We start from the raw sequence: 21,563 nt of genomic DNA on the forward strand, positions 1-21,563 counted from the left end.
CGCAGGTTTGCAGCGAGTGTAGAAAGCGACGGAACCGTTTTCAAGCAATAAAAAACGCCCGCCATCTTTCGACGGCGGGCGTTTTGGGGTTTTCGCCACAATGCGGCATCGCACGATGCCGCACGGGACTCAACCCATCTTCGAGAAGGCGCTGCACCAGCCCTTCGCCGACACCTGCTTGCCGGGGAAGGCGCCGCACGGGCCCGAAGCCGAGCCCTTCTTGCCCTGGTACAGCATGCAGGCCGCACAATCCTGGCCCGCTGCATACTTCGGGTACTTCGTCTTGTCGACCTTCGTGGCATCGGCCTTGTAGCCAAGCGCCACGGCGGTCGGATCCGTTTCCGACAGCATCGGCGCATCGGCCAGCGCTTCGCGCGACAGCGCCAGCGCGGACACGGCACCAATGCTCGTAATCAGGAAACTCCGACGGGATGTTTTCATGGGGGACTCGCTCCAACGTTATCGGTTTGAAAGCTGTTCTGGCGACAGCCGTTCGACAGAATAACGCTCAAGCGAATAAATGTGCGCGCCGAAATTCCAGAGATAAGGAATTTCACACGGCCGTCACGCGCGCCGCGTCAGCGGTACGCGGTCATCTCGCCCACGCGCTGCGCGAGCGCGAGCGACGCGGTGAGCCCCGGCGACTCGATGCCGAACAGGTTCACGAGCCCGCGCACGCCATGCTGCGCGGCGCCCTGCACGATGAAATCGGCCGGCGGCTCGCCGGGCCCCGCGAGCTTCGGCCGGATGCCCGCGTACGCCGGCTGCAGCGCATCGTCGGGCAGGCCCGGCCAGAACGCGCGGATCGACGCGTAGAACGCGCCCGCGCGCGCCGGATCGACTTCGTAGCGCAGCGAGTCGCACCACTCGACGTCCGGGCCGAAGCGCGCCTGCCCGCCGAGATCGAGCGTCAGGTGCACGCCGAGCCCCGCGCGATCGGGCATCGGGTAGATCAGGTGCGAGAACGGCGCACGGCCCGACAGGCTGAAGTAATTGCCGCGCGCGAGATAGAGCGGCGGCACCCAGCGCGGATCGAGGCCGCGCGTGCGGCGCGCGAGCGCCTGCGCACCGAGGCCCGCGCTGTTGATCACGCACGCGGCGTCGATCTCGGCCGGCGCGTCGCCGCCCGTACGCACGATGAAGCGCCCGCCGCGCAGCACGTCGATCGATTCGACCGGGGATTTCAGCGCGCATACGGCGCCGTCGCGTTCCGCGTCGCCGAGCAGCGCGAGCATCAGCTGGTGGCTGTCGACGATGCCCGTGGACGGCGAGAACAGCGCCTCCACGCATTCGAGCTGGGGCTCGAGCGTCTGCGCTTCGGCACGCGTGAGCGGCATCAGGTCGAGCACGCCGTTTTCGGCCGCGCGCGCGGCGATCGCCTTCAACTGCTTCACCTGCGCGGCGCTCGTCGCGACGAGCAGCTTGCCTGCGCGCCGGTACGGCACGTGATGGGTCTCGCAGAATTCGTACAGCAGGTCGCGCCCGCGCACGCACGAGGTCGCCTTCAGCGACCCGCGCGGATAGTAGAGCCCCGCGTGGATGACTTCGCTGTTGCGCGAACTCGTGCCCGTGCCGATCGCCTCGGTCGCCTCGAGCACGATCGTTTCACGCCCGCGCGCGGCCAGTTCGCGCGCAATCGCCAGACCGACGACGCCTGCGCCGATCACGACACAATCCATCTGCTCCATGACTGTTCGCGCTGCTCGCGCGTCGAAGGGAGAGAAAGGAATTGTACGTCCCGGTTCACCCGTTTGCCGAACGCATGCGCATCGCGTCGCGACGACGCGGCCGGCGGCGCCACGCACGCCACGCTCAACCACGCGCGCACGCCGCAGCCGTGCGCGCGCGGGCCGCGTCAGAAGCCGATCGGCCGCCGCTTCGCGGCCCCCTCGTCGGCGCGAATGTCCTGCGGGCCGATCGCATCGCGGCCGTCGAGCCGCGCGGCGCCGAACGCGTGCAGCAGCGCACGGCGCATCGTGCGCGGCGGCGTCGCGGCCAGCACGTCGAGCGCATCGTCGCCGAGCGTATCGGGGAAGCGCCGCCCCCACGCATGCGACGTGCGGATCTCGTCGTAGATCGCCTGCGCGATCCGGCGCGCGCCGGCCGCATCGGGCGGCGCGATCTCGTACACGTTCATCCGGTTGAGCAGCGGCTCCGGAATCGCCTGCGCGTCATTCGCGGTCGCGATCCAGATCACGTTGCCCGCATCGATCGGCACTTCCGCGAATTCGTCGACGAACGCGCGCGCGGTGTCGTGCTCGAGCAACGCATACAGCGCACCGAGCGGATCGTATTGCGCATCGCTGCCGGCCTTGTCGATCTCGTCGACCGCGATCACCGGGTTCGCGTAGCTGCCGTTCACGAGCGCCTCGAACACCTTGCCGGGCTTCGCGTTCTTCCATTGCGACGACGCGCCCGACAGGATCCAGCCGGCCGTCAGCGAACTCATCGGCACGTAGTGGTACGCGGTGCCGAGCAGTTGCGCGAGCGCCTTCGCGAAATGCGTCTTGCCGATCCCGGGCGGCCCGAGCAGCAGGATCGGCATCAGCTCGAGCCGGTCGTCCGTCTCGAGGCACAGCGCGACCTGCTTGCGCACGTCGTCGAGCGGCTCGCCGAAATTCGGCAACGCTTCGCCGAGTTCATCGAACGACGGCATCCGGTTCGGCTTCACGCAGAAGCGCAGATTCCCCGTCTTGAGCATTCGCTCGTAGGTCGCGCGCAGTGCGTCGCTCGCGCTCTCGTTCAGGTCGCTCAGCGCGGTCTCGACCTGCTCGAGGTCGTACACCGTGCTGAAGGACGCCACCGCCAGTTCCTGTTTCACCATCGCCGTCGTCATACCAACCTCGCTGCACTTGCCGTCACACATCCATCAGACCCTTACGATTTCAGTGTAGCGGTCCCGCATCCCCGTGCAAGCAAGCAGCCGTGCGAGTCTGCTGCTAACACTCCGCGCGCGCTGCACGGCTGCGCGCCGCAGCGTATGATCGTTGGTTCCTCCACCCGCCGCGCCGGCCCTGACGACGGCGCCCGCGCGGCGCACGGCACGCCGCCCCGAAGGTACGCAGATGTCCGTCCCCACTGCTTCTCCGCGCGTCGATGCCGACGCGATCGGCGCCGTCGACGCGGCGCTCACGTCGCGCCGCGCAGTCCGCGCATTCCTGCCGACGCCCGTGCCGCGCGACACGCTCGAGGCGATCCTCGAAGCCGCGAGCCGCGCACCGTCGGGCACCAACATCCAGCCGTGGCGCGTGTACGTCGCGACGGGCGCGACGCGCGATGCGCTCGCCGCCGCGCTCACCGCGGCCCACGACGACCCTGCGCGCGACGAGAAATACGTCGCCGAATACGACTACTACCCGCGCGAATGGGTGTCGCCGTATATCGACCGGCGCCGCAAGGTCGGCTGGGACCTGTACGGGCTGTTGAACATCGGCCGCGACGAGAAGGCGCGCATGCACGCGCAGCACGCGCGCAACTTCCGTTTCTTCGACGCGCCGGTCGCGCTGTTCTTCACGCTCGACCGCATCATGACGCACGGGGCCTGGCTCGATTGCGGGATGTTCCTGCAAGGCGTGATGACGGCCGCGCGCGCCCGCGGGCTCGATACCTGCCCGCAGGCCGCGTTCGTGCCGTTTCACCGGATCGTCGCCGACCACCTCGGCATTCCGCCCCACGAACAATTCGTCTGCGGCATGTCGCTCGGCCATGCCGACCCGGACGCGATCGAGAACCGCCTCGTCACCGAGCGCGCGCCGGTGGCCGAGTTCGCGCGCTTTTTCGCTTGAAAACGCACGGCGCGGCCCTACCTTTCGAACAGGAACGCATCGTGCGGCGAACCTGTCGTGCCGCGTCCTGTCACATCGCGATCGAAATCGATCGGGCGTAAGATGTGCGTCCGTTCCCCGCTATCCCGCGTTTCCGGAGACGTTTCATGCTGAAACACGGCCTGGCCGTCCTGCTTGCGAGCGTCGCGCTCGCCGCTCATGCGCAGAGCCCCGCGCCGGCCGTCGTCGCGTGGGAAATCCAGGTGGTGCGCGACGGTCAGACGATCGACACGTTCCAGCAAAACACCACCGTGGGTCAGACCCGCACCGATACCCATCGCTATCCGTCCGCCGTGCCGGTCGGCTGCGGCAATGCCGCGCGCGTCGTGCCGACCGAGCGCTCGCGCTCGGTGACGGTCGCGCCGCTCACCGTCGATGCGAACGCGAACACCGTGTCGCTCGCGCTCGACGTGCAGGAAACGCTCGACGACGAAAACGCGACGCGCAGCGATCCGTGCGTGCCCGCGTCGCCGCGGCAGATCGTCGCGAGCCACCCCGGCCTGTCGGTCGGTGGCGACGCCTGGACCGACTGGACGCTCGTCGAGCAGCATCCGCATCTCGTGTACCGCGTGCGTGCGCACGTCGCGAAGGACTGAGCGTCATGTCCGCCGACGCCCTGTCCCTGCCGTTCGCCGAACCGCACGCCGCGCCCGACGAAATCACCGCCGTCAGCTGGAACCTGCACAAGGGCCGCTCGCCGCTCGGCTTCACCGCGTGGAACGCGATGCGCAACTGGATGCAGTCGACGCACGCCGACGTGTATTTCCTGCAGGAAGCGATGGCGCGCCGCATGCCGCGCCCCGTGCTCGCACCCGGCTTCGGTGCGCAGATGGACGACGCGGTCGACGACGTGTGGCATTGCCAGGCCACCGAGATCGCGCATGCGCTCGACTGGCAGATCGCGCTCGGGCCGAACGTCTTCAAGCCGTCGTGGCGGCACGGCAACGCGATCCTGTCGCCGCATCCGCTCGACCTCGGCGGCCGCTGGGACATCTCCGCACACCGCTTCGAGCGGCGCGGGCTGCTCGTCGCGCGTGCAACGCTCGCGGGCGCGCGCCCGGTCACGCTGCTGTGCGCGCACCTCGCGCTCACGCGCGCCGCGCGGCTGCGCCAGATGCACTGGATCGCGCACTGGATCGTGCGCAACGCGGGCGACGGCCCGCTGATGCTCGCCGGCGACTTCAACGACTGGCGCAACGATTCGGTCGCGCTGTTCGGCGAGATCGGGATGTCCGAAGTCGCGACGCTGCTCGGCGAATCGGGCCGCACGTTCCCCGCGTTCTCGCCGGCGCTCGCGCTCGACAAGATGTTCGTGCGCGGCCTGACGCCGCTCGAATGGCGCGCGCCGTCCGGCGAAGCCGCGTGGCTGTCGGACCACCTGCCCTACATCGCGCGGCTGCGCCTCGATCCGCAGTAACGCCCCGGGAATCCGGTCGCGCGCCACGGGAGCACGGTTGCGCGGCGCGCGCTACAGTAACGGCTTGCCCATTCCGCCAGCGCCACGCCGCCGGGCCGCGCCACCATGACCTACCTGCCGATCCTGCTGCAAATCGCCGTCGTCTACCTCGTCGCGGCAATCACGCCTGGCCCGAATTTCTTCATGATTTCGCAACTGTCGCTCGCCGGCCGGCGCAGCCTGGGCGCCGCATCGGCGCTCGGTGTCGGTACCGCGTCGGTCGCGTGGGCGACGCTCGCGATGCTCGGCCTCGCGGCCGTGCTGCACCAGGTCGAATGGCTGTACGAGGCGATCCGGATCGGCGGCGCCGTGTATCTCGTGTATTTCGGCTTCAAGCTGCTGCGCTCGGGCGTGCGCCGCGACGCGGCGCCGGCCGACGCGCCGGACACCACCGCGCCGCTGGCCGCACCGCACGCGCGAGACTACCTGCGCGCCTATCGCAGCGGCCTCTTCACGTGCCTGACGAACCCGAAATCGTGCGCGTTCTGGACCAGCGTGTTCGCGGCGATGCTGCCCGCGCACGTGCCGCTGTGGTTCAACGGCGCGGTGCTGGTGACGATCGGCGTGCTGTCGGCCGGCTGGTATTCGTGTGTCGCGTATCTGTTCGCGAGCCCGCGCGCGCAGCGCGGCTACCGTCGCGTGCGACGCCCGCTCGACGCGCTGTGCGGCGTCGCGCTCGTCGGTCTCGGCGCGAAACTCGCGGCCGATCGCTGAAAGCTCGTTGCAAGAATTTGTTGCGCCAAATCCGCGCAGCCGCGGGGGTCAAGCCCGCGATCCGCGTCAACAGGGTAAAATAACGAGTTCCTCAAACGTCTGTCATCGAGAAGGCGCGTGTCCGACGCGCCGGCCGGCCGATCCGTGATCGGGCCGTCGCACTCGGTTTTTTTGCCCGTTTTTGGGCCCGATACACGCGTTCGCTACGCGCGTCCGTTTTCAAAGCCATGAGCAAATACGACACCGCCACCGTCCAATCCGTCCATCACTGGACCGACACGCTGTTCAGCTTCACCTGCACCCGTGAGGCGAGCCTGCGCTTCAACAACGGCGAATTCACGATGGTCGGCCTCGAGGTCGACGGCAAGCCGCTCGCGCGCGCCTACTCGATCGTCAGCCCGAACTACGAAGAGCATCTCGAATTCTTCAGCATCAAGGTCCAGAACGGCCCGCTGACGTCGCGCCTGCAGCACCTGAAGGTCGGCGACACCGTGCTGATCGGCAAGAAGCCGACGGGCACGCTGGTCGCCGACAACCTGCTGCCGGGCAAGACGCTGTGGATGCTGTCGACGGGCACGGGCCTCGCGCCGTTCATGTCGATCATCCGCGATCCGGAGATCTACGACCGCTTCGACAAGGTGATCCTGACGCACACGTGCCGCCTGAAGGGCGAGCTCGCGTACATGGACTTCATCAAGCACGACCTGCCGGGCCACGAGTACCTGGGCGACATCATCAAGGAAAAGCTCGTCTACTACCCGACGGTCACGCGCGAAGCGTTCGACAACGAAGGCCGGATCACCGACCTGATCGCGACGGGCAAGCTGTTCACGGATCTCGACGTCCCGCCGTTCTCGCCGGAAAACGACCGCGTGATGCTGTGCGGCAGCACCGCGATGCTGAAGGACACGACCGACCTGCTGAAGCAGGCCGGCCTCGTCGAAGGCAAGAACAGCGCACCGGGCCACTACGTGATCGAGCGCGCCTTCGTGGACTGATCCGCCCCCGAAATTTGTGCCGCATCAAGAACCGGAGCAAAAGCTCCGGTTTTTTTTCATCCCTACTTGGCGAATTCGTAACAAACTGGGACCATCCCATCTCAAATAGTTACATTTGGATACGGCATCGTCCGGTGTTCGGGTGTCAGTGTTTTTCCTACAACAGGTTCATTCCGATTATTCACATTTACCCTTAAATGTCCGCCCGACATGACCTTTTCGGAAATTTTGAGATATTATTCGCCGCGCGTGGTTGCCGTTTGAATGAGAGTGGAAGGGTCGGATGCAAGTGTTACAAGACGTAACTTTTGTTACCTCGGCATGGAGCGATTCTCTGGCGGCAACCGTCGTCAAAACGGCAGCCGATCCACGCAGCCAGCCGGTGTCTGAACCGCTTTCTGACAGCAGGGAGAGTCATGGATACGTCGCTTAACGCGCCCTCGAGCGCCCACGCCCCGTTCCCGCCGCGGCAGCTCGTGCACAGCGGCGCCGTTACTCCGCCCATCGCCGGCGCAGCGTCGAAACGCGACGCCTCCGCCGCGCGGATCGCGGCACTTTCCGCCCAACTGCTCGCCGCCGACGAAGCGGCCCGCCGCCACCTGGCCGGCGAGCTGCACGACGGACTCGGCGCCGAATTGACCGCTGCGCGTTTCGCGCTCGCAAACGTTCAAACGTGGCTGCCGGCCGATGCGCCGGACGGCTGCCTGCGCGCGCTGGAGCTGGCGCAGCAGGCGCTCGACGCCGCCACCGACGCGAATCGCCGGCTCATCGACGAACGCGACACGCCGGCGCTCGACGCAGGCGTGATCGGCGCGCTGTCGTCGTGGATCGACACCCATGCGGCCCGCACGGGCCTGCGCACGAGCTTCGTGTGCGCAGCCGACGCGCGCCTGACGCAGATCGCCGGCGCCAGCGCGCTCGCGGTGTTCCGTGTCGCGCAGGAAGCGCTGTCGAACGTCGCGAAGCACGCACGCGCAACGTCGGTCGACGTACGGATCGTCACCGACGGCACGCATCTGTCACTGATTGTCGCCGACGATGGGACCGGTTTCTCCCGGAACCGCCGCAGCGGCTATGGCCTCGCGGGCATGCGCGCCCGCTGCGAGGCGTTCGGCGGCAGCTTCGACACGGCCACGCCGGATGCCGGCCACGGCACGCGCGTCACCGCGCGCTTCGCGTGGGATTCGCTGCTCGCGGTGCCCGTCGCGGCCCGCCGCGCGTCGCTTTCGTGAGGTCGCCATGAGCCTGAACATCCTGCTCGTGGACGATCACGCGATCGTCCGGCAAGGGATCCGCCAGTTGCTGATCGACCGCGGCGTCGCACGCGACGTGACCGAGGCCGAAACCGGCGGCGACGCAATGGCCGCCGTCGACAAGCAGGAATTCGACGTGATCCTGCTCGACATCTCGCTGCCCGACACGAACGGCATCGAGGTGCTCAAGCGCCTCAAGCGCAAGCTGTCGCGCACGCCGGTGCTGATGTTCTCGATGTACCGCGAGGACCAGTACGCGGTGCGCGCGCTGAAGGCCGGCGCGGCCGGCTACCTGTCGAAGACGGTCAACGCCGCGCAGATGATCGGCGCGATCCAGCAGGTCGCGGCCGGCCGCAAGTACGTGAGCCCCGCGATGGCCGAGGCGCTCGCCGAATACGTGTCGTTCGAGAACGAGCCGCTGCCGCACGAGAAGCTGTCCGACCGCGAATACCAGACGCTCTGCATGCTCGCGTCGGGCAAGCGGCTCACCGACATCGCGAACACGCTGTCGCTGTCCGTGAAGACGGTGAGCGTGTACCGGTCGCGGCTGCTCGAGAAGATGCGGCTGTCGAACAACGCGGAACTCACGTTCTACGTGATGAGCAACCGGCTCGTCGACATGGCGCCCACCGCCGGCGCCTGATCCGCCCGATCCGCCTGTTCCGCCGGATTCACCTGCTCCATCGGATTCGTCCGATTCCATGACGCGGCACACGCCGCGTCGCCTTCAACCGCCGCCCGTTTTTTGCGCGCAAGCGCTTGTTTTATCGGACGATTCCGCGGCGCGCCGCTGCGCCGCAGCGGGTCTTGTTCGTCAAATCGGCTAAAATTACGGGTTTTCACTCAGTCAGCGCCCCCGCGCCTGCGCGCGCTGGCGATTCATCCGCAATGTCTCTCTTCCGCAAGAAAAACGTCGATCGCATGATCGCCGGCGCGCACGCCGCCGGGCTCAAGAAAGCGCTCGGCGCGATCGACCTCACCTTCCTCGGCATCGGCGCGATCATCGGCACCGGCATCTTCGTGCTGACCGGCACCGGCGCCGTGCAAGCCGGCCCCGCCCTGATGCTGTCGTTCGTGATCGCCGCGATCGCATGCGGCCTCGCGGCGCTGTCGTACGCGGAATTCGCGTCGACGATCCCCGTTGCCGGCTCGATCTACACGTATTCGTACGCAACGCTCGGCGAGCTCGTCGCGTGGATCATCGGCTGGGACCTGATGCTCGAGTACGGCCTCGCGTCGTCGGCCGTGTCGGTCGGCTGGTCGGGCTACCTGCAGTCGCTGCTGCAGGGCTTCGGGCTGTCGCTGCCGACCGTGCTGACGGCCGCGCCCGGCGCGGTGCCGGGCGTCGTCACGTGGTTCAACCTGCCCGCGTTCCTCGTGATGATCGTGATCACGACGCTGCTGTCGATCGGCATCCGCGAATCGACCCGCATCAACAACATCATGGTGTTCATCAAGGTGTCGGTCGTGCTGCTCGTGATCGCGGTCGGCCTGTTCCACGTGACGCCCGCGAACTGGAAGCCGTTCATGCCGCACGGCTGGAACGGCGTGTTCGGCGCGGCGGCCGTGATGTTCTTCGCGTTCATCGGCTTCGACGCGGTGTCGTCGGCGGCCGAGGAAGTGAAGAACCCGAAACGCGATTTGCCGATCGGCATCATCGCGTCGCTCGCGGTGTGCGCGGTGCTGTACGTGACGGTCGCCGCAGTCGCGACCGGCATCGTGCCGGCAGCCCAGTACGCGAACATCTCGCACCCGATCTCGTACGCGCTGCAGGTGGCCGGCGAGAAGTGGGTCGCCGGTTTCATCGATCTCGGCGCCGTGCTCGGCATGCTGACCGTGATCCTCGTGATGAGCTACGGCCAGACCCGCGTGATCTTCGCGATGTCGCGCGACGGGCTGCTGCCGTCGATGCTGTCGCGCGTGCACCCGCGCTACGCGACGCCGTTCCTGACGACCTGGCTCGTCGGCCTGTTCTTCGGGCTGATCGCCGCGCTCGTGCCGCTCAACGTGCTCGCCGAGCTGATCAACATCGGCACGCTCGCGGCGTTCTCGATGGTGTCGATCGCGGTGCTCGTGTTGCGCCGCACGCACCCCGACCTGCCGCGCGCGTTCCGCTGCCCGGGCGTGCCCGTGGTGCCGATCCTCGCGGTCGCGGCGTGCCTGTTCCTGATGCTGAACCTGCAGCCCGTCACGTGGGCCGCATTCGGCATCTGGCTCGTGATCGGTCTCGTGATCTACTTCCTGTACTCGCGTCACCACTCGAAGCTCGCGCACGGTCACCACGACGCGCACTGAGCGCCGTCGCGGCGCGCGCAGGCCGCGCGTCGCGACGCCCACCGCACGGGGCCGCCACCGGCCCCGTGCGGCCCCCCCTCCCCCGAACCGGCCGCTGCGCCGCTCCCGCGAGCGCTCGCTATCCGATCGTCGCGATGTCTTGCCCGATCCTCCGGATTTGCCCGCACGCGCCACTGCACTGCCTGCACGCAAGCGCCGCGCGGTTCATAATCCCGCCATCGAACGACGGTCCCGGGCAGCGGGCCGTCCGGCAACAGGAAAAGATGATGGAAAGCGTCGATCTCGATGTACTGAAATCCAGCGCGCGCTGGCTCGAAGAAGGACGCCGCGTCCTGCTCGTGACGGTCGTGAAGACGTGGGGCTCGTCGCCGCGCCCCGAAGGCGCGATGCTCGCGGTGCGCGAGGACGGCCTGGTGGTCGGCTCCGTGTCCGGCGGCTGCATCGAGGACGACCTGATCGCCCGCGTGCACGCGAGCGGCATCGCGGCCGACGCGCGCCCGGAAGCGCTCAAGTACGGCGTGACGGCCGAGGAAGCGCACCGCTTCGGGCTGCCTTGCGGCGGCACGATCCAGCTCGTGCTTGAGCCGCTCACGCGCGACAGCGGGATTGCCGGGCTGTGCGCGGAAGTCGAGGCCGGCCGCCTCGTCACGCGCACGATGACGCTCGCGACCGGCCGTGCGTCGCTGTCGCCCGCGCAGGCGACCGACGGGCTCGCCTTCGACGGCGAACGGCTCGTGTCGATCCACGGGCCGCGCTACCGGATGCTCGTGATCGGCGCCGGCCAGCTGTCGCGCTATCTGTGCCAGATCGCGGTCGGGCTCGACTACCAGGTGACGGTGTGCGATCCGCGCGAGGAATACACGGATGCGTGGGACGTGCCGGGCACGCGCGTCGTGCGCACGATGCCCGACGATACGGTGCTCGACATGAAGCTCGACGCGCGTTCGGCGGTGATCGCGCTGACGCACGATCCGAAGCTCGACGATCTCGCGCTGATGGAGGCGCTGAAGACGCCCGCGTTCTACGTGGGCGCGCTCGGGTCGCGGCGCAACAACGCGGCGCGGCGCGAGCGGCTGCGCGAATTCGACCTGAACGAAGCGGAACTGGGCCGGCTGCACGGACCGGCCGGCATCTACATCGGCAGCCGGACGCCTCCGGAAATCGCGATCTCGATCCTTGCCGAGATCACCGCCGCGAAGAACCACGTGTCGCTGCCGACGATCCTGCAGGTCGAAGGCGCGAAGGCCGCGCGCGAAATCGCGGCAAACAACGGCGCGGCCTGCGGACTCTGAGCCACGGCGGCGCGCCGCCGATACGGTGCGCGCCGGTGACAGCCCGGCGCGATCGCCGATCCGATCCGGTCAGGTCAGGTCAGGTCAGGCCGGCAGCGAGCGCCGCGGCAACCGAACCGACCACCAGCACGACGCCAACCGTACGGCGCTTGTTCAGCTCGGTCCACAGCAGCACGCCCGTCAGCGACAGCAGGATCAGCGAGCCTGCGATCGTGTCCATCAGCAGCACCCAGCCGAGGTTCATCCCGACGCCGCGATGCAGGTTGTTCAGCGTCGTCAGGAACGTGTTGCCCGTGCGCTTCACCGACACGTAGCCGTTGCCGACCCAGTACTCGGCCTGCAGGTTCTGGTGCGGGCCGAATACGCCGAATTGCCAGTGCTCCGGCTGCATCACGCGTTGGTCGCCCCACGCGACGGCCTGCGCGGGCTCCTTGCGCATGCGCCCCGGCTTGCCGTCGAAGTGCAGCGCCTGCTGCAGCCACTTCGTCATCGCGGCGGGCGTCTTCGGCACCGGGCTCGGCAGCGCGATCTGCAGTTCCTCGACCTGCGGCTCGCCGGTCGAAATCTTCAGCGGCGGCGCGCGGTGGTTCAGCAGCACGCCCGTCACGCCGAACAACAGCCCGAGCACCGCGCCCCACAGCCCGACCCAGCCGTGCACCTTGCGCAGCCACTTGATGAAGGTTGCGCGGCGCGAGCGCTGGCGGCGCGCAGCCAGCTCGCCGTCGCTCAGCGGGCGGCCCGCCGGGTGCAGCACGGTGACGCCGGCGAGCGGCATGCCCGCCTTGGGCGGGTCGATCGTTTCGGGCGCGTTCACGCGAAAGTATCCATTCGTTCAAAACAACGGGCGGCGCGCAAGGCATGCGCGCCGCCCGATCAACATGAAAATGAGAATGGATATCATTACATAAATCTATTGCCGGCTCAATCCTGGCGGGTACGCGGCGCCAGGTTCGATGAGCAAAAAATCGCGGGAGAAGCGCCTGCGTTGCGGCACGATGCCGAACGATAGCCGGCAGATGCCAGCGAAATCATCCCGAAAGATCGAGACAGCATTTCGCAAGCAGCCGCGCGGCAGCAGGCCGTTCAGCGCAACGGCGGCAGCGGGAAACGCGGCGCGGCGTCGCCCGGCTCGGGCTCGGGCTCGGTGCGATCGAGCGCGTACAACCACGCGAGCAGGTCCGCGACGGCCTGGTAGAGCTGCGGCGGAATCCGGTCGTCGAGATCGACCTGCATCAGCAGCGACACCATCTCCGGTGCCGTATGCACGTACAGCCCGGCGTCGTGCGCACGCGCGACGATCATCTCCGCGAGCACGCCGTACCCCTTCGCGACCACGCGCGGCGCCGCATCGCCGCCTTTCGGGTCGTAGACGAGCGCGGCCGCGCGCTTGCGGGACGTCATGCTCATGGCAGCACCTCGTCATCGACGCCCGGCACTCGCGCATCCGGTCCGCCGGCCGCGCCGCGCGCATACGCGGCGGCCGCCGCCTGCGCGGCAAACAGGTCGAAGCCGTCCGGCCCGTCGTCGACCGCGCGGATCGACAGCCCGCCCACCTTGAGCCCCGACCCTTCGAGCCGCTGCCGCAGCGCGGCCTCGTTTCGCGTGAGGCGGTCCGCGCCCGCGTGGTTCGCACGCAGCCGCGCGACGAGCTGCGCGCCGTTCAGCACCAGCTCGGCATCGACCGTGCCGAGCGACGGCAGTGTCAACGTGAGGCGCGTGCGCCACGCGATGCCGTCGCCGGCGTCGTCACCGCCGCCGCGCGGCCCCCGGTTGCCCGGCTCGTCCGGCTCGATCGTCCAGTCGAGCCGCGCGCCGGGCCATGCCTCGCCGGCCCAGCGAAACTGGTCGGTCGCGAGCGCATCGAGCTGCTGCCGGACGAGCGGCACCGCGGCCGGATGCACGGTCGCGAGCGTCTGCGCCTGCGGATCGGACGACGCCGCCGCGAGTCCGGCACGCGCGGGCGTCCAGCGCGTATCGGCGTGCGTCCCCAGCGGATCGGCGCCGTCGGGCGGCAACGACGCGCCCTGCCGCGCGGCCGCCGGCATTGCCTGCGCGGGATCGCGTGCCGGCGCGCCGGCCTGGGCCGGCGTGCCCGGTTGCGCGGTGGTCCGCGCGGACGCCGGCAGCGGCGGGCGTTGTGCGAGCAGTTCGTCGAGCACGTCGGTCGAATCGTGCGACGCGGCATCCGGGTCGGCCGGCGCGAGTACGGCCGCCAGACGCGCCTGCGGTTCGCGCATCAGCGCGGCGAGCGGACGCTGGCCGGCCAGCCACTGCGCGAGATGGGATTCATAGAAGAGGCCGCTTTCGCTCACGGCCTGCGCAAGCGCCGCACGCAACGCCATAACCGGCGGCGGCGCGGCCGCATCGCGCGCAGCCGCGGCAGACGACGCCTCGGCGGAAGCCGGTGTGGACGGCGCCGCCGGACCGGAGGCGGCCGGCATGCGCGCCGGCACGGCCGTATCGGTCAGCAGCACGGTGGGATCGGCCAGCAACGGCACACGACCGGCGAGCGCCGGCGTCGCGTCGCCGCCCGAGCGCGAGATCGCGTCGAGCACGCGCCCGACATCGGACAGTGCGGTCTGCGTGGAAGCGGGTGGCGCGGCGGGCGGACTGCCGGCCGGCGGCGCGGACGACGCGCCGGCGCCCGGCGTGCCGACCTGCGAGGTCGCGCCGCCGCCGGCGGGCGCCGACACGGTGCCGGTCAGCAGGCTGTCGAGGCGGCTCGCCAGCAGCGCAGCCGCAACGGAATCGATACCGGTCATGATCGGAGCCTGCTCACCTTAGGGTCTGTTTGCAGATGGAACGCACATGCGTTGCCACGAGAACGGCCGTGCGCGACGCCGCGACTACCGGCGTATTCGCCAGGAGCGCAACGTGGCGAGCGGCCGTTCTCGTGGCAACCCCAAATCAGGAAATCATTCCACGGGAATGCCCGAAATCGCCCGCATGGCGGCGTCGCTCGCCTCTTGTTCGGCTCGGCCAAACGGCGCTCATCACTCCTTGCCCTGCGAGCGATTTCGGGCATTCGCATGTGCGCTCCATCTGCAAACAGACCCGACCCATCGTTGCGAATCCGGGCGCGGCACGCCGGTGCCGCCCGCGGGAACGGTGCGCGCCGCGTGCGGCAACGGGCCCGGGCGCGTCGCGCCCGTCTCCCCGGAAAACGGCCCTACCCGCGCGCGCGGTAGAGATCGGTCAATACCTTGGTCGAACGCCGTGCCTCGAACAGCGCGGACAGCCGCGCGACGTCCGGGCTCGCGAGATCGCGGATCGCGGCGTCGTCGGCCAGGATGCGGCGGATCAGGTCGAGCTTGCGGCCGAGATCCGATTCGTCGAGTGCGACGCCCGGATCGGCCTCCTTGAGCCCGTCGACGAGCTGCATGAATTCGGCCTGCAACCCCGGCAACGCGCTCCAGTCCGCGCCGCGCGCGGCGCACAGCATGCGGCCCGACACGGCGGCGAGCGCCTCGTAACGTGCGAAGTATTCGGCCTTGCGATTCATCGTGACGCTTCCACTGCCTGTTGCGCGGCCATCCGCGCGACTTCCGGGGCGATGCCCGTCCATGCTTCCTCGAGCGTGGCGAGCAGCCCGTCGACCTCGACCAGCATCGCGTCGCTCGCCTGCGCGTTCGCTTCCAGCAGACGCCGGCCGATATACGCATACAGCGCATCGAGCCGGTCCGCGATCTCGCCGCCCGCGTCGCGGTTCAGCGATGCCTGCAGCCCGCTCTCGACGATCCGGATCGCCTTGCCGATCGCTTCGCCGCGCCCGGACACGTTGTCCTGCTGCAAATGCATGCGGGCCAGCGCAATCGCCTGCCGCGCGCCCTGGTACAGCATCGCGATCAGCCGGTGCGGGGAGGCGCCCATCACCCCCGTCTCGACGCCGACACGCGCGTATGCATTGGCTCCAGCGTGTCCTGGGGAAAACATGCGCATCTCCTTGTTATGCCTTGGCTATACGGGAGCCGCCGCCGTGCATCGCACGACGCGGCCTTCACACCGGAGTTATCGGAAGGGAATTGAAAAGCTTTAGGTGCGCGGCGCGTGCCGCCGGGCAAGCGATACCGGCCTGCCGCCCCTGTCCGGGAGGCGGTCGGCCGCCCCTATGAACCGTCGCCGGATTCCCGTCGCCGGATAGCCTTCCCCGGATGCCCGTCGCGTCACACCGACATCTGCATGATGTCGTTGTAAGCGCTCACTAGCTTGTTGCGGACCTGAAGCCCGAACTGGAAGCCGATGTTGGCTTTCTGCATGTCGACCATCACGTCGTTCAGCGACACGTTCGGCGCGCCGACTTCGAACGCCTTCGCCTCGCCGAGCGCGTGCTGCTGGTCGCCGCTGATCTTGTCGAGCGACGCCTTCATCGCGCTCGCGAACGTGCCGGCCGTCGCCGCGCCCGAACCGGCAAGCGCTGCCGTCGGGCTCGTGACGCCGCCGGACGCCTGCGCGGCCATCGACTGCATCTGTTGCAACACCGAACCGATTCCGCTGACGTTCGCAGTCATGCTGTCCCCAGACTTAGAGAAGAGACCCGGACGGGCCGGGCGATCCGCCGGCGCCGCACCACGCGCACCATGCCGGATCGCGAAAAAGGATAGCAGCGCGCCGCGCGTCAAAGCCGAGAAAGTACGGGGGAAACCCCGCTCTTTTCGGTCGATCGGAGTACGGCCCGAATCACGATAATCGCATCGTGTCATTGTCCGCCCGCTCGTCCGAGCGAGCTCAGTCGTCCCGCTCCGGAGAAACTCGACGCATGGATTCGCAGGCCAACTCGCTGATCAACCCAGACGCCCGCGCGGGCCTCGCCAGCCCGGCGCCCGGCGCCGCCGCGGCCGCCGCGTTGCCGGGCGCGGGTGGCGCAGGCGCAGACTTCGGGCTGGGCGGCTTCGCGGAACGCATTCCCGGCATCTCGCGGATGAAGGGCAACCCGAAGCTGCCGTTCGTGATCGCCGTCGCGCTCGCGATCGCCGCGATCACCGCCCTCGTGCTGTGGAGCCGGGCGCCCGACTACCGCGTGCTGTACAGCAACCTGTCGGACCGCGACGGCGGCGCGATCATTGCCGCGCTCCAGCAGGCAAACGTTCCCTACAAGTTCGCCGATGCCGGCGGCGCGATCCTCGTGCCGTCGAACCAGGTGCATGAAACGCGCCTGAAGCTCGCCGCGATGGGGCTGCCGAAGGGCGGCTCGGTCGGCTTCGAGCTGATGGACAACCAGAAATTCGGCATCAGCCAGTTCGCCGAGCAGATCAATTACCAGCGTGCGCTCGAAGGCGAGCTGCAGCGCACCATCGAATCGATCAATGCCGTGCGCGGCGCGCGCGTGCATCTCGCGATCCCGAAGCCGTCGGTCTTCGTGCGCGACAAGGAAGCGCCGAGCGCGTCGGTGTTCGTCGACCTCTATCCGGGCCGCGTGCTCGACGAGGGCCAGGTCCAGGCGATCACGCGGATGGTGTCGTCCGGCGTGCCCGACATGCCCGCGAAGAACGTGACGATCGTCGACCAGGACGGCAACCTGCTGACCCAGACCGCGTCCGCCTCCGGCCTCGACGCGAGCCAGCTCAAATATGTGCAGCAGGTCGAGCACAACACGCAAAAGCGCATCGACGCGATCCTCGCGCCGATCTTCGGCACCGGCAACGCACGCTCGCAGGTCAGCGCGGACCTCGATTTTTCGAAGATCGAGCAGACCTCGGAAAGCTACGGCCCGAACGGCAATCCGCAGCAATCCGCGATCCGCAGCCAGCAGACCAGCAGCGCGACCGAACTCGCGCAGGGCGGCGCGTCGGGCGTGCCGGGCGCGCTGTCGAACACGCCGCCGCAGCCGGCGTCCGCGCCGGTCGTCGCCGGCAACGGCCAGAACGGGCCGCAGACGACGCCGGTCAGCGACCGCAAGGACCAGACGACCAACTACGAAGTCGACAAGACGATCCGCCACCTCGAACAGCCGATGGGCAGCGTGAAGCGGCTGTCGGTCGCGGTCGTCGTCAACTACCAGCCGGTCGCCGACGCGAAGGGCCACGTGACGATGCAGCCGCTGCCGCCCGCCAAGCTCGCGCAGGTCGAACAGCTCGTGAAGGACGCAATGGGCTACGACGAGAAGCGCGGCGACTCGGTGAACGTCGTGAACAGCGCGTTCTCGACCGTGAGCGACCCGTACGCCGACCTGCCGTGGTGGCGCCAGCCCGACATGATCGCGATGGCGAAGGAAGCCGCGAAGTGGCTCGGCATCGCGGCAGCCGCGGCAGCGCTCTACTTCATGTTCGTGCGCCCGGCGATGCGCCGCGCGTTCCCGCCGCCCGAGCCGGCCGCGCCGGCGCTCGCGGCGCCGGAAGATCCGGTCGCGCTCGACGGCCTGCCCGCGCCGGTCAAGACGGAGGAGCCCGACCCGATGCTGCTCGGCTTCGAAACCGAGAAGAACCGCTACGAACGCAACCTCGACTACGCACGCACGATCGCCCGCCAGGATCCGAAGATCGTCGCTACCGTCGTGAAGAACTGGGTGTCCGATGAACGCTGAAGGCTTGACCAAGAGCGCGCTGCTGCTGATGTCGATCGGCGAGGAAGAAGCCGCGCAGGTATTCAAGTTCCTCGCGCCGCGCGAGGTCCAGAAGATCGGCGCCGCGATGGCCGCGCTGAAGAACGTCACGCGCGAGCAGGTCGAGGACGTGCTGCAGGAGTTCGCGAAGGAAGCCGAGCAGCACACCGCGCTGTCGCTCGATTCGAGCGACTACATCCGCTCGGTGCTGACGAAGGCGCTCGGCGAGGACAAAGCCGGCGTGCTGATCGACCGCATCCTGCAGGGCAGCGACACGAGCGGCATCGAGGGCCTGAAGTGGATGGACTCGGGCGCCGTGGCCGAGCTGATCAAGAACGAGCATCCGCAGATCATCGCGACGATCCTCGTGCACCTCGACCGCGACCAGGCGTCGGAAATCGCCTCGTGCTTCACCGAACGGCTGCGTAACGACGTGATGCTGCGGATCGCGACGCTCGACGGCATCCAGCCGGCCGCGCTGCGCGAACTCGACGACGTGCTGACGGGCCTGCTGTCCGGCAGCGACAACCTGAAGCGCAGCCCGATGGGCGGCATCCGCACCGCGGCCGAGATCCTGAACTTCATGACGAGCGTGCACGAGGAAGGCGTGCTCGAAAGCGTGCGCCAGTACGACGCCGATCTCGCGCAGAAGATCGTCGACCAGATGTTCGTGTTCGAGAACCTGCTCGACCTCGAGGATCGCGCGATCCAGATGGTGCTCAAGGAAGTCGAGTCGGAAACGCTGATCATCGCGCTGAAGGGCGCGCCGCCCGCGCTGCGCCAGAAGTTCCTCGCGAACATGTCGCAACGCGCGGCCGAACTGCTCGCCGAGGATCTCGACGCGCGCGGCCCGGTGCGCGTGTCCGAAGTCGAGACGCAGCAGCGCCGCATCCTGCAGATCGTGCGCAACCTCGCCGAGAGCGGCCAGATCGCGATCGGCGGCAAGGCGGAAGACGCGTATGTCTGATTCGGCGAGCGATCGCGTGGGCACCCTCACCGCATACCAGCGGTGGGAGATGGCGTCGTTCGACCCGCCGCCGCCCCCGCCGCCGCCCGACGACGCGGCGGCCGCTGCCGCCGCGCTCGCCGAGGAACTGCAGCGCGTGCGCGATGCCGCGCACGCCGAAGGCCATGCGGCCGGCCACGTCGAAGGCCAGGCGCTCGGCTACCAGGCCGGTTTCGAGCAGGGCCGCGAACAGGGTTTCGAGGCCGGCCAGGCCGACGCACGCGAACAGGCTGCGCAGCTCGCGGCGCTCGCCGCGTCGTTCCGCGAAGCCGTATCGACCGTCGAACACGATCTCGCGTCCGACATCGCGCAACTCGCGCTCGACATCGCGCAGCAGGTCGTGCGCCAGCACGTGAAGCATGACCCGGCCGCGCTGGTCGCGGCCGTGCGCGACGTGCTCGCGGCCGAGCCCGCACTGTCCGGCGCACCGCATCTCGCGGTGAATCCGGCCGACCTGCCCGTCGTCGAAGCCTATTTGCAGGACGATCTCGATACGCTCGGCTGGAACGTGCGCACCGATGCGTCGATCGAGCGCGGCGGCTGCCGCGCGCACGCCGCGACCGGCGAGGTCGATGCGACGTTGTCCACGCGCTGGCAGCGCGTCGCCGCCGCGATCGGCAAGGTGAGCACGTGGTGACGCGGCCGCCCGAGGCGCTGGCGCACGACGGCATGACGCCGCTCGAACGTGAACTCGCGCTCGCGTCGTTCGGGCCGGCTGCCGCGCACGACGCCGCACACGACGCCACGCCGCACGCTGCGGTTGCGGCCGCCGATACCGCCGGCGCCACGCCGCGCGCACCGCACAACCCCCATCTCGCGCACTGGCGTTCGCACCTGAACGGGCTCGCCGCGCGCAGCCACCGCGCGCTGCCGCTGCGGCCGTGCGGGCGCCTCACGCGCGCGGCCGGCCTCGTGCTCGAGGCGATCGGGCTGCGCCTGTCGGTCGGTGCCGAATGCACGATCGAACTGCCGCCCGGCAGCACGCTGCCGCACGCGGAAGCCGAAGTCGTCGGCTTCGCCGGCGACCGCCTGTTCCTGATGCCGACCACCGACGTCGCGGGCGTGCTGCCCGGCGCGCGCGTGTGGCCGCTCGAAAGCGCGCCCATCACCGATCCGCTCGCGGGCGCGAAGCGGCTGCCGGTCGGCTGGGAGATGCTCGGGCGCGTCGTCGACGCGTCGGGCCGCCCGCTCGACGGCCTCGGCCCGCTGGCGTCCAAGGTCGATGCACCGCTGTCGGCGCCGTCGATCAACCCGCTCGAACGCGAACCGATCCACCACGTGCTCGATGTCGGCGTGCGCGCGATCAACGCGCTGCTCACCGTCGGCCGCGGGCAGCGGATGGGCCTGTTCGCGGGCTCCGGCGTCGGCAAGTCGGTGCTGCTCGGCACGATGGCGCGCTATACGAGCGCGGAAGTGATCGTGATCGGGCTGATCGGCGAACGCGGCCGCGAAGTGAAGGAATTCATCGAACAGATCCTCGGCGAGGACGGCCTCGCGCGCTCGGTCGTCGTCGCGGCGCCGGCCGACGTGTCGCCGCTGCTGCGGATGCAGGGCGCCGCCTACGCGACGTCGCTCGCCGAGTATTTCCGCGACCAGGGCAAGCATGTGCTGCTGCTGATGGATTCGCTGACGCGCTATGCGATGGCGCAGCGCGAGATCGCGCTGGCGATCGGCGAGCCGCCCGCGACGAAAGGCTATCCGCCGTCGGTGTTCGCGAAGCTGCCCGCGCTCGTCGAGCGCACCGGCAACGGGCCCGAAGGCGGCGGCTCGATCACCGCGTTCTACACGGTGCTGACCGAAGGCGACGACCAGCAGGACCCGATCGCCGATTCGGCGCGCGCGATCCTCGACGGCCACATCGTGCTGTCGCGCTCGCTCGCCGAGGCCGGCCACTACCCGGCGATCGACATCGAGGCATCGATCAGTCGCGCGATGACCGCGCTGATCGACGAAACGCATCTCGACCACGTGCGGCAGTTCAAGCAGATGCTGTCGCGCTACCAGCGCAACCGCGACCTGATCGCGGTCGGCGCGTACGCCCCCGGCCGCGACGCGCAGCTCGACCGCGCGATCGCGCTCTACCCGCGCATCGAGGCCTTCCTGCAGCAGGGCTTCCGCGAATGCGCGCCGTTCGCACCGAGCCTGACCGCGCTCGATGCACTGTTCGACGCTTACGGAGGCTGATCC

General features: G+C 68.9%; 22 protein-coding genes. 13 read left to right on the top strand and 9 right to left on the bottom strand.

What is annotated here, in order from left to right; all coding sequences use genetic code 11:
• Window positions 1-129: 129 nt before the first annotated feature.
• The 3 genes from ACWMMN_RS16170 to ACWMMN_RS16180 all read right to left on the bottom strand — a co-directional run bounded on the left by ACWMMN_RS16170 (window position 130) and on the right by ACWMMN_RS16180 (window position 2,836).
• A complete protein-coding gene (locus ACWMMN_RS16170) occupies window positions 130-441 on the bottom strand; it encodes a high-potential iron-sulfur protein (protein ID WP_021163765.1) in 312 nt (103 codons plus the stop codon).
• Window positions 442-578: 137 nt separating this feature from the next.
• A complete protein-coding gene (locus ACWMMN_RS16175; RefSeq protein WP_486422848.1) occupies window positions 579-1,688 on the bottom strand; it encodes an NAD(P)/FAD-dependent oxidoreductase in 1,110 nt (369 codons plus the stop codon).
• Between the two features lie 167 nt (window positions 1,689-1,855).
• Window positions 1,856-2,836: an AAA family ATPase gene (locus ACWMMN_RS16180; RefSeq protein WP_059232959.1), complete on the bottom strand. Its 981-nt coding sequence runs from the start codon at window positions 2,834-2,836 to the stop codon at window positions 1,856-1,858.
• Window positions 2,837-3,065: 229 nt separating this feature from the next.
• Here ACWMMN_RS16180 and ACWMMN_RS16185 point away from each other — a divergent pair, with 229 nt between their 5' ends.
• The 9 genes from ACWMMN_RS16185 to ACWMMN_RS16225 all read left to right on the top strand — a co-directional run bounded on the left by ACWMMN_RS16185 (window position 3,066) and on the right by ACWMMN_RS16225 (window position 11,832).
• Window positions 3,066-3,785 carry a nitroreductase gene (locus ACWMMN_RS16185; RefSeq protein WP_059232958.1) on the top strand — a complete coding sequence of 240 codons (720 nt, stop codon included), beginning with the start codon at window positions 3,066-3,068 and terminating at the stop codon, window positions 3,783-3,785.
• Between the two features lie 146 nt (window positions 3,786-3,931).
• Window positions 3,932-4,420 (top strand): hypothetical protein, encoded by a 489-nt coding sequence (locus ACWMMN_RS16190; protein WP_256085344.1) that lies wholly within the window; start codon window positions 3,932-3,934, stop codon window positions 4,418-4,420.
• A 5-nt stretch (window positions 4,421-4,425) separates the two neighbouring features.
• Window positions 4,426-5,241 (top strand): endonuclease/exonuclease/phosphatase family protein, encoded by an 816-nt coding sequence (locus tag ACWMMN_RS16195; RefSeq protein WP_034190285.1) that lies wholly within the window; start codon window positions 4,426-4,428, stop codon window positions 5,239-5,241.
• A 105-nt stretch (window positions 5,242-5,346) separates the two neighbouring features.
• Window positions 5,347-5,994 (top strand): LysE family translocator, encoded by a 648-nt coding sequence (locus tag ACWMMN_RS16200; RefSeq protein WP_059232956.1) that lies wholly within the window; start codon window positions 5,347-5,349, stop codon window positions 5,992-5,994.
• A 227-nt stretch (window positions 5,995-6,221) separates the two neighbouring features.
• Window positions 6,222-6,992, top strand: a complete 771-nt coding sequence (locus tag ACWMMN_RS16205; RefSeq protein ID WP_059232955.1) for a ferredoxin--NADP reductase — start codon at window positions 6,222-6,224, stop codon at window positions 6,990-6,992.
• A 416-nt stretch (window positions 6,993-7,408) separates the two neighbouring features.
• A complete protein-coding gene (rqpS, locus tag ACWMMN_RS16210; RefSeq protein ID WP_059232954.1) occupies window positions 7,409-8,224 on the top strand; it encodes a quorum system sensor histidine kinase RqpS in 816 nt (271 codons plus the stop codon).
• 7 nt (window positions 8,225-8,231) lie between these two features.
• Entirely contained in the window at window positions 8,232-8,888 is a 657-nt protein-coding gene (gene rqpR, locus ACWMMN_RS16215) for a response regulator transcription factor RqpR (RefSeq protein ID WP_059232953.1), read from the top strand.
• A gap of 245 nt (window positions 8,889-9,133) precedes the next feature.
• Entirely contained in the window at window positions 9,134-10,540 is a 1,407-nt protein-coding gene (bcaP, locus tag ACWMMN_RS16220) for a branched-chain amino acid transporter BcaP (RefSeq protein ID WP_059232952.1), read from the top strand.
• 266 nt (window positions 10,541-10,806) lie between these two features.
• Entirely contained in the window at window positions 10,807-11,832 is a 1,026-nt protein-coding gene (locus tag ACWMMN_RS16225) for an XdhC family protein (protein WP_486422849.1), read from the top strand.
• A gap of 79 nt (window positions 11,833-11,911) precedes the next feature.
• Here ACWMMN_RS16225 and ACWMMN_RS16230 read toward each other — a convergent pair whose 3' ends face one another.
• From ACWMMN_RS16230 to fliE, 6 genes are all read right to left on the bottom strand, one after another.
• On the bottom strand, window positions 11,912-12,646 hold the full coding sequence (locus ACWMMN_RS16230; protein WP_059232950.1) for a PepSY-associated TM helix domain-containing protein: 735 nt from the start codon (window positions 12,644-12,646) through the stop codon (window positions 11,912-11,914).
• Window positions 12,647-12,915: 269 nt separating this feature from the next.
• Entirely contained in the window at window positions 12,916-13,239 is a 324-nt protein-coding gene (locus ACWMMN_RS16235) for an EscU/YscU/HrcU family type III secretion system export apparatus switch protein (RefSeq protein ID WP_059232949.1), read from the bottom strand.
• Window positions 13,236-14,594 (bottom strand): flagellar hook-length control protein FliK, encoded by a 1,359-nt coding sequence (gene fliK, locus ACWMMN_RS16240; protein WP_059232948.1) that lies wholly within the window; start codon window positions 14,592-14,594, stop codon window positions 13,236-13,238. Before fliK ends, ACWMMN_RS16235 begins: the two co-directional genes overlap by 4 nt.
• A gap of 407 nt (window positions 14,595-15,001) precedes the next feature.
• Window positions 15,002-15,334, bottom strand: a complete 333-nt coding sequence (locus tag ACWMMN_RS16245; RefSeq protein WP_048252007.1) for a flagellar protein FliT — start codon at window positions 15,332-15,334, stop codon at window positions 15,002-15,004.
• On the bottom strand, window positions 15,331-15,765 hold the full coding sequence (gene fliS, locus ACWMMN_RS16250) for a flagellar export chaperone FliS (protein WP_059232947.1): 435 nt from the start codon (window positions 15,763-15,765) through the stop codon (window positions 15,331-15,333). The genes ACWMMN_RS16245 and fliS overlap by 4 nt, the downstream gene beginning before the upstream one ends.
• 230 nt (window positions 15,766-15,995) lie before the next feature.
• Window positions 15,996-16,340, bottom strand: a complete 345-nt coding sequence (gene fliE / locus ACWMMN_RS16255; RefSeq protein ID WP_486422850.1) for a flagellar hook-basal body complex protein FliE — start codon at window positions 16,338-16,340, stop codon at window positions 15,996-15,998.
• Between the two features lie 248 nt (window positions 16,341-16,588).
• On the opposite strand from fliE, the gene fliF reads away from it, so the two are divergent.
• From fliF to fliI, 4 genes are read left to right on the top strand one after another with little or no spacing between them, the layout of a single operon-like run.
• The gene (gene fliF, locus ACWMMN_RS16260) at window positions 16,589-18,352 is read left to right on the top strand and encodes a flagellar basal-body MS-ring/collar protein FliF (RefSeq protein WP_059232945.1); all 1,764 of its coding nucleotides are present in this window, start codon (window positions 16,589-16,591) and stop codon (window positions 18,350-18,352) included.
• Entirely contained in the window at window positions 18,342-19,337 is a 996-nt protein-coding gene (gene fliG, locus ACWMMN_RS16265) for a flagellar motor switch protein FliG (protein WP_059232944.1), read from the top strand. Before fliF ends, fliG begins: the two co-directional genes overlap by 11 nt.
• A complete protein-coding gene (fliH, locus tag ACWMMN_RS16270) occupies window positions 19,330-20,013 on the top strand; it encodes a flagellar assembly protein FliH (protein WP_059232943.1) in 684 nt (227 codons plus the stop codon). Before fliG ends, fliH begins: the two co-directional genes overlap by 8 nt.
• A gap of 32 nt (window positions 20,014-20,045) precedes the next feature.
• A complete protein-coding gene (gene fliI, locus ACWMMN_RS16275) occupies window positions 20,046-21,560 on the top strand; it encodes a flagellar protein export ATPase FliI (RefSeq protein WP_420874377.1) in 1,515 nt (504 codons plus the stop codon).
• The last annotated feature ends 3 nt before the right edge of the window (window positions 21,561-21,563 follow it).

The organism is Burkholderia cepacia complex sp. TUM26381 (genome assembly GCF_057439935.1).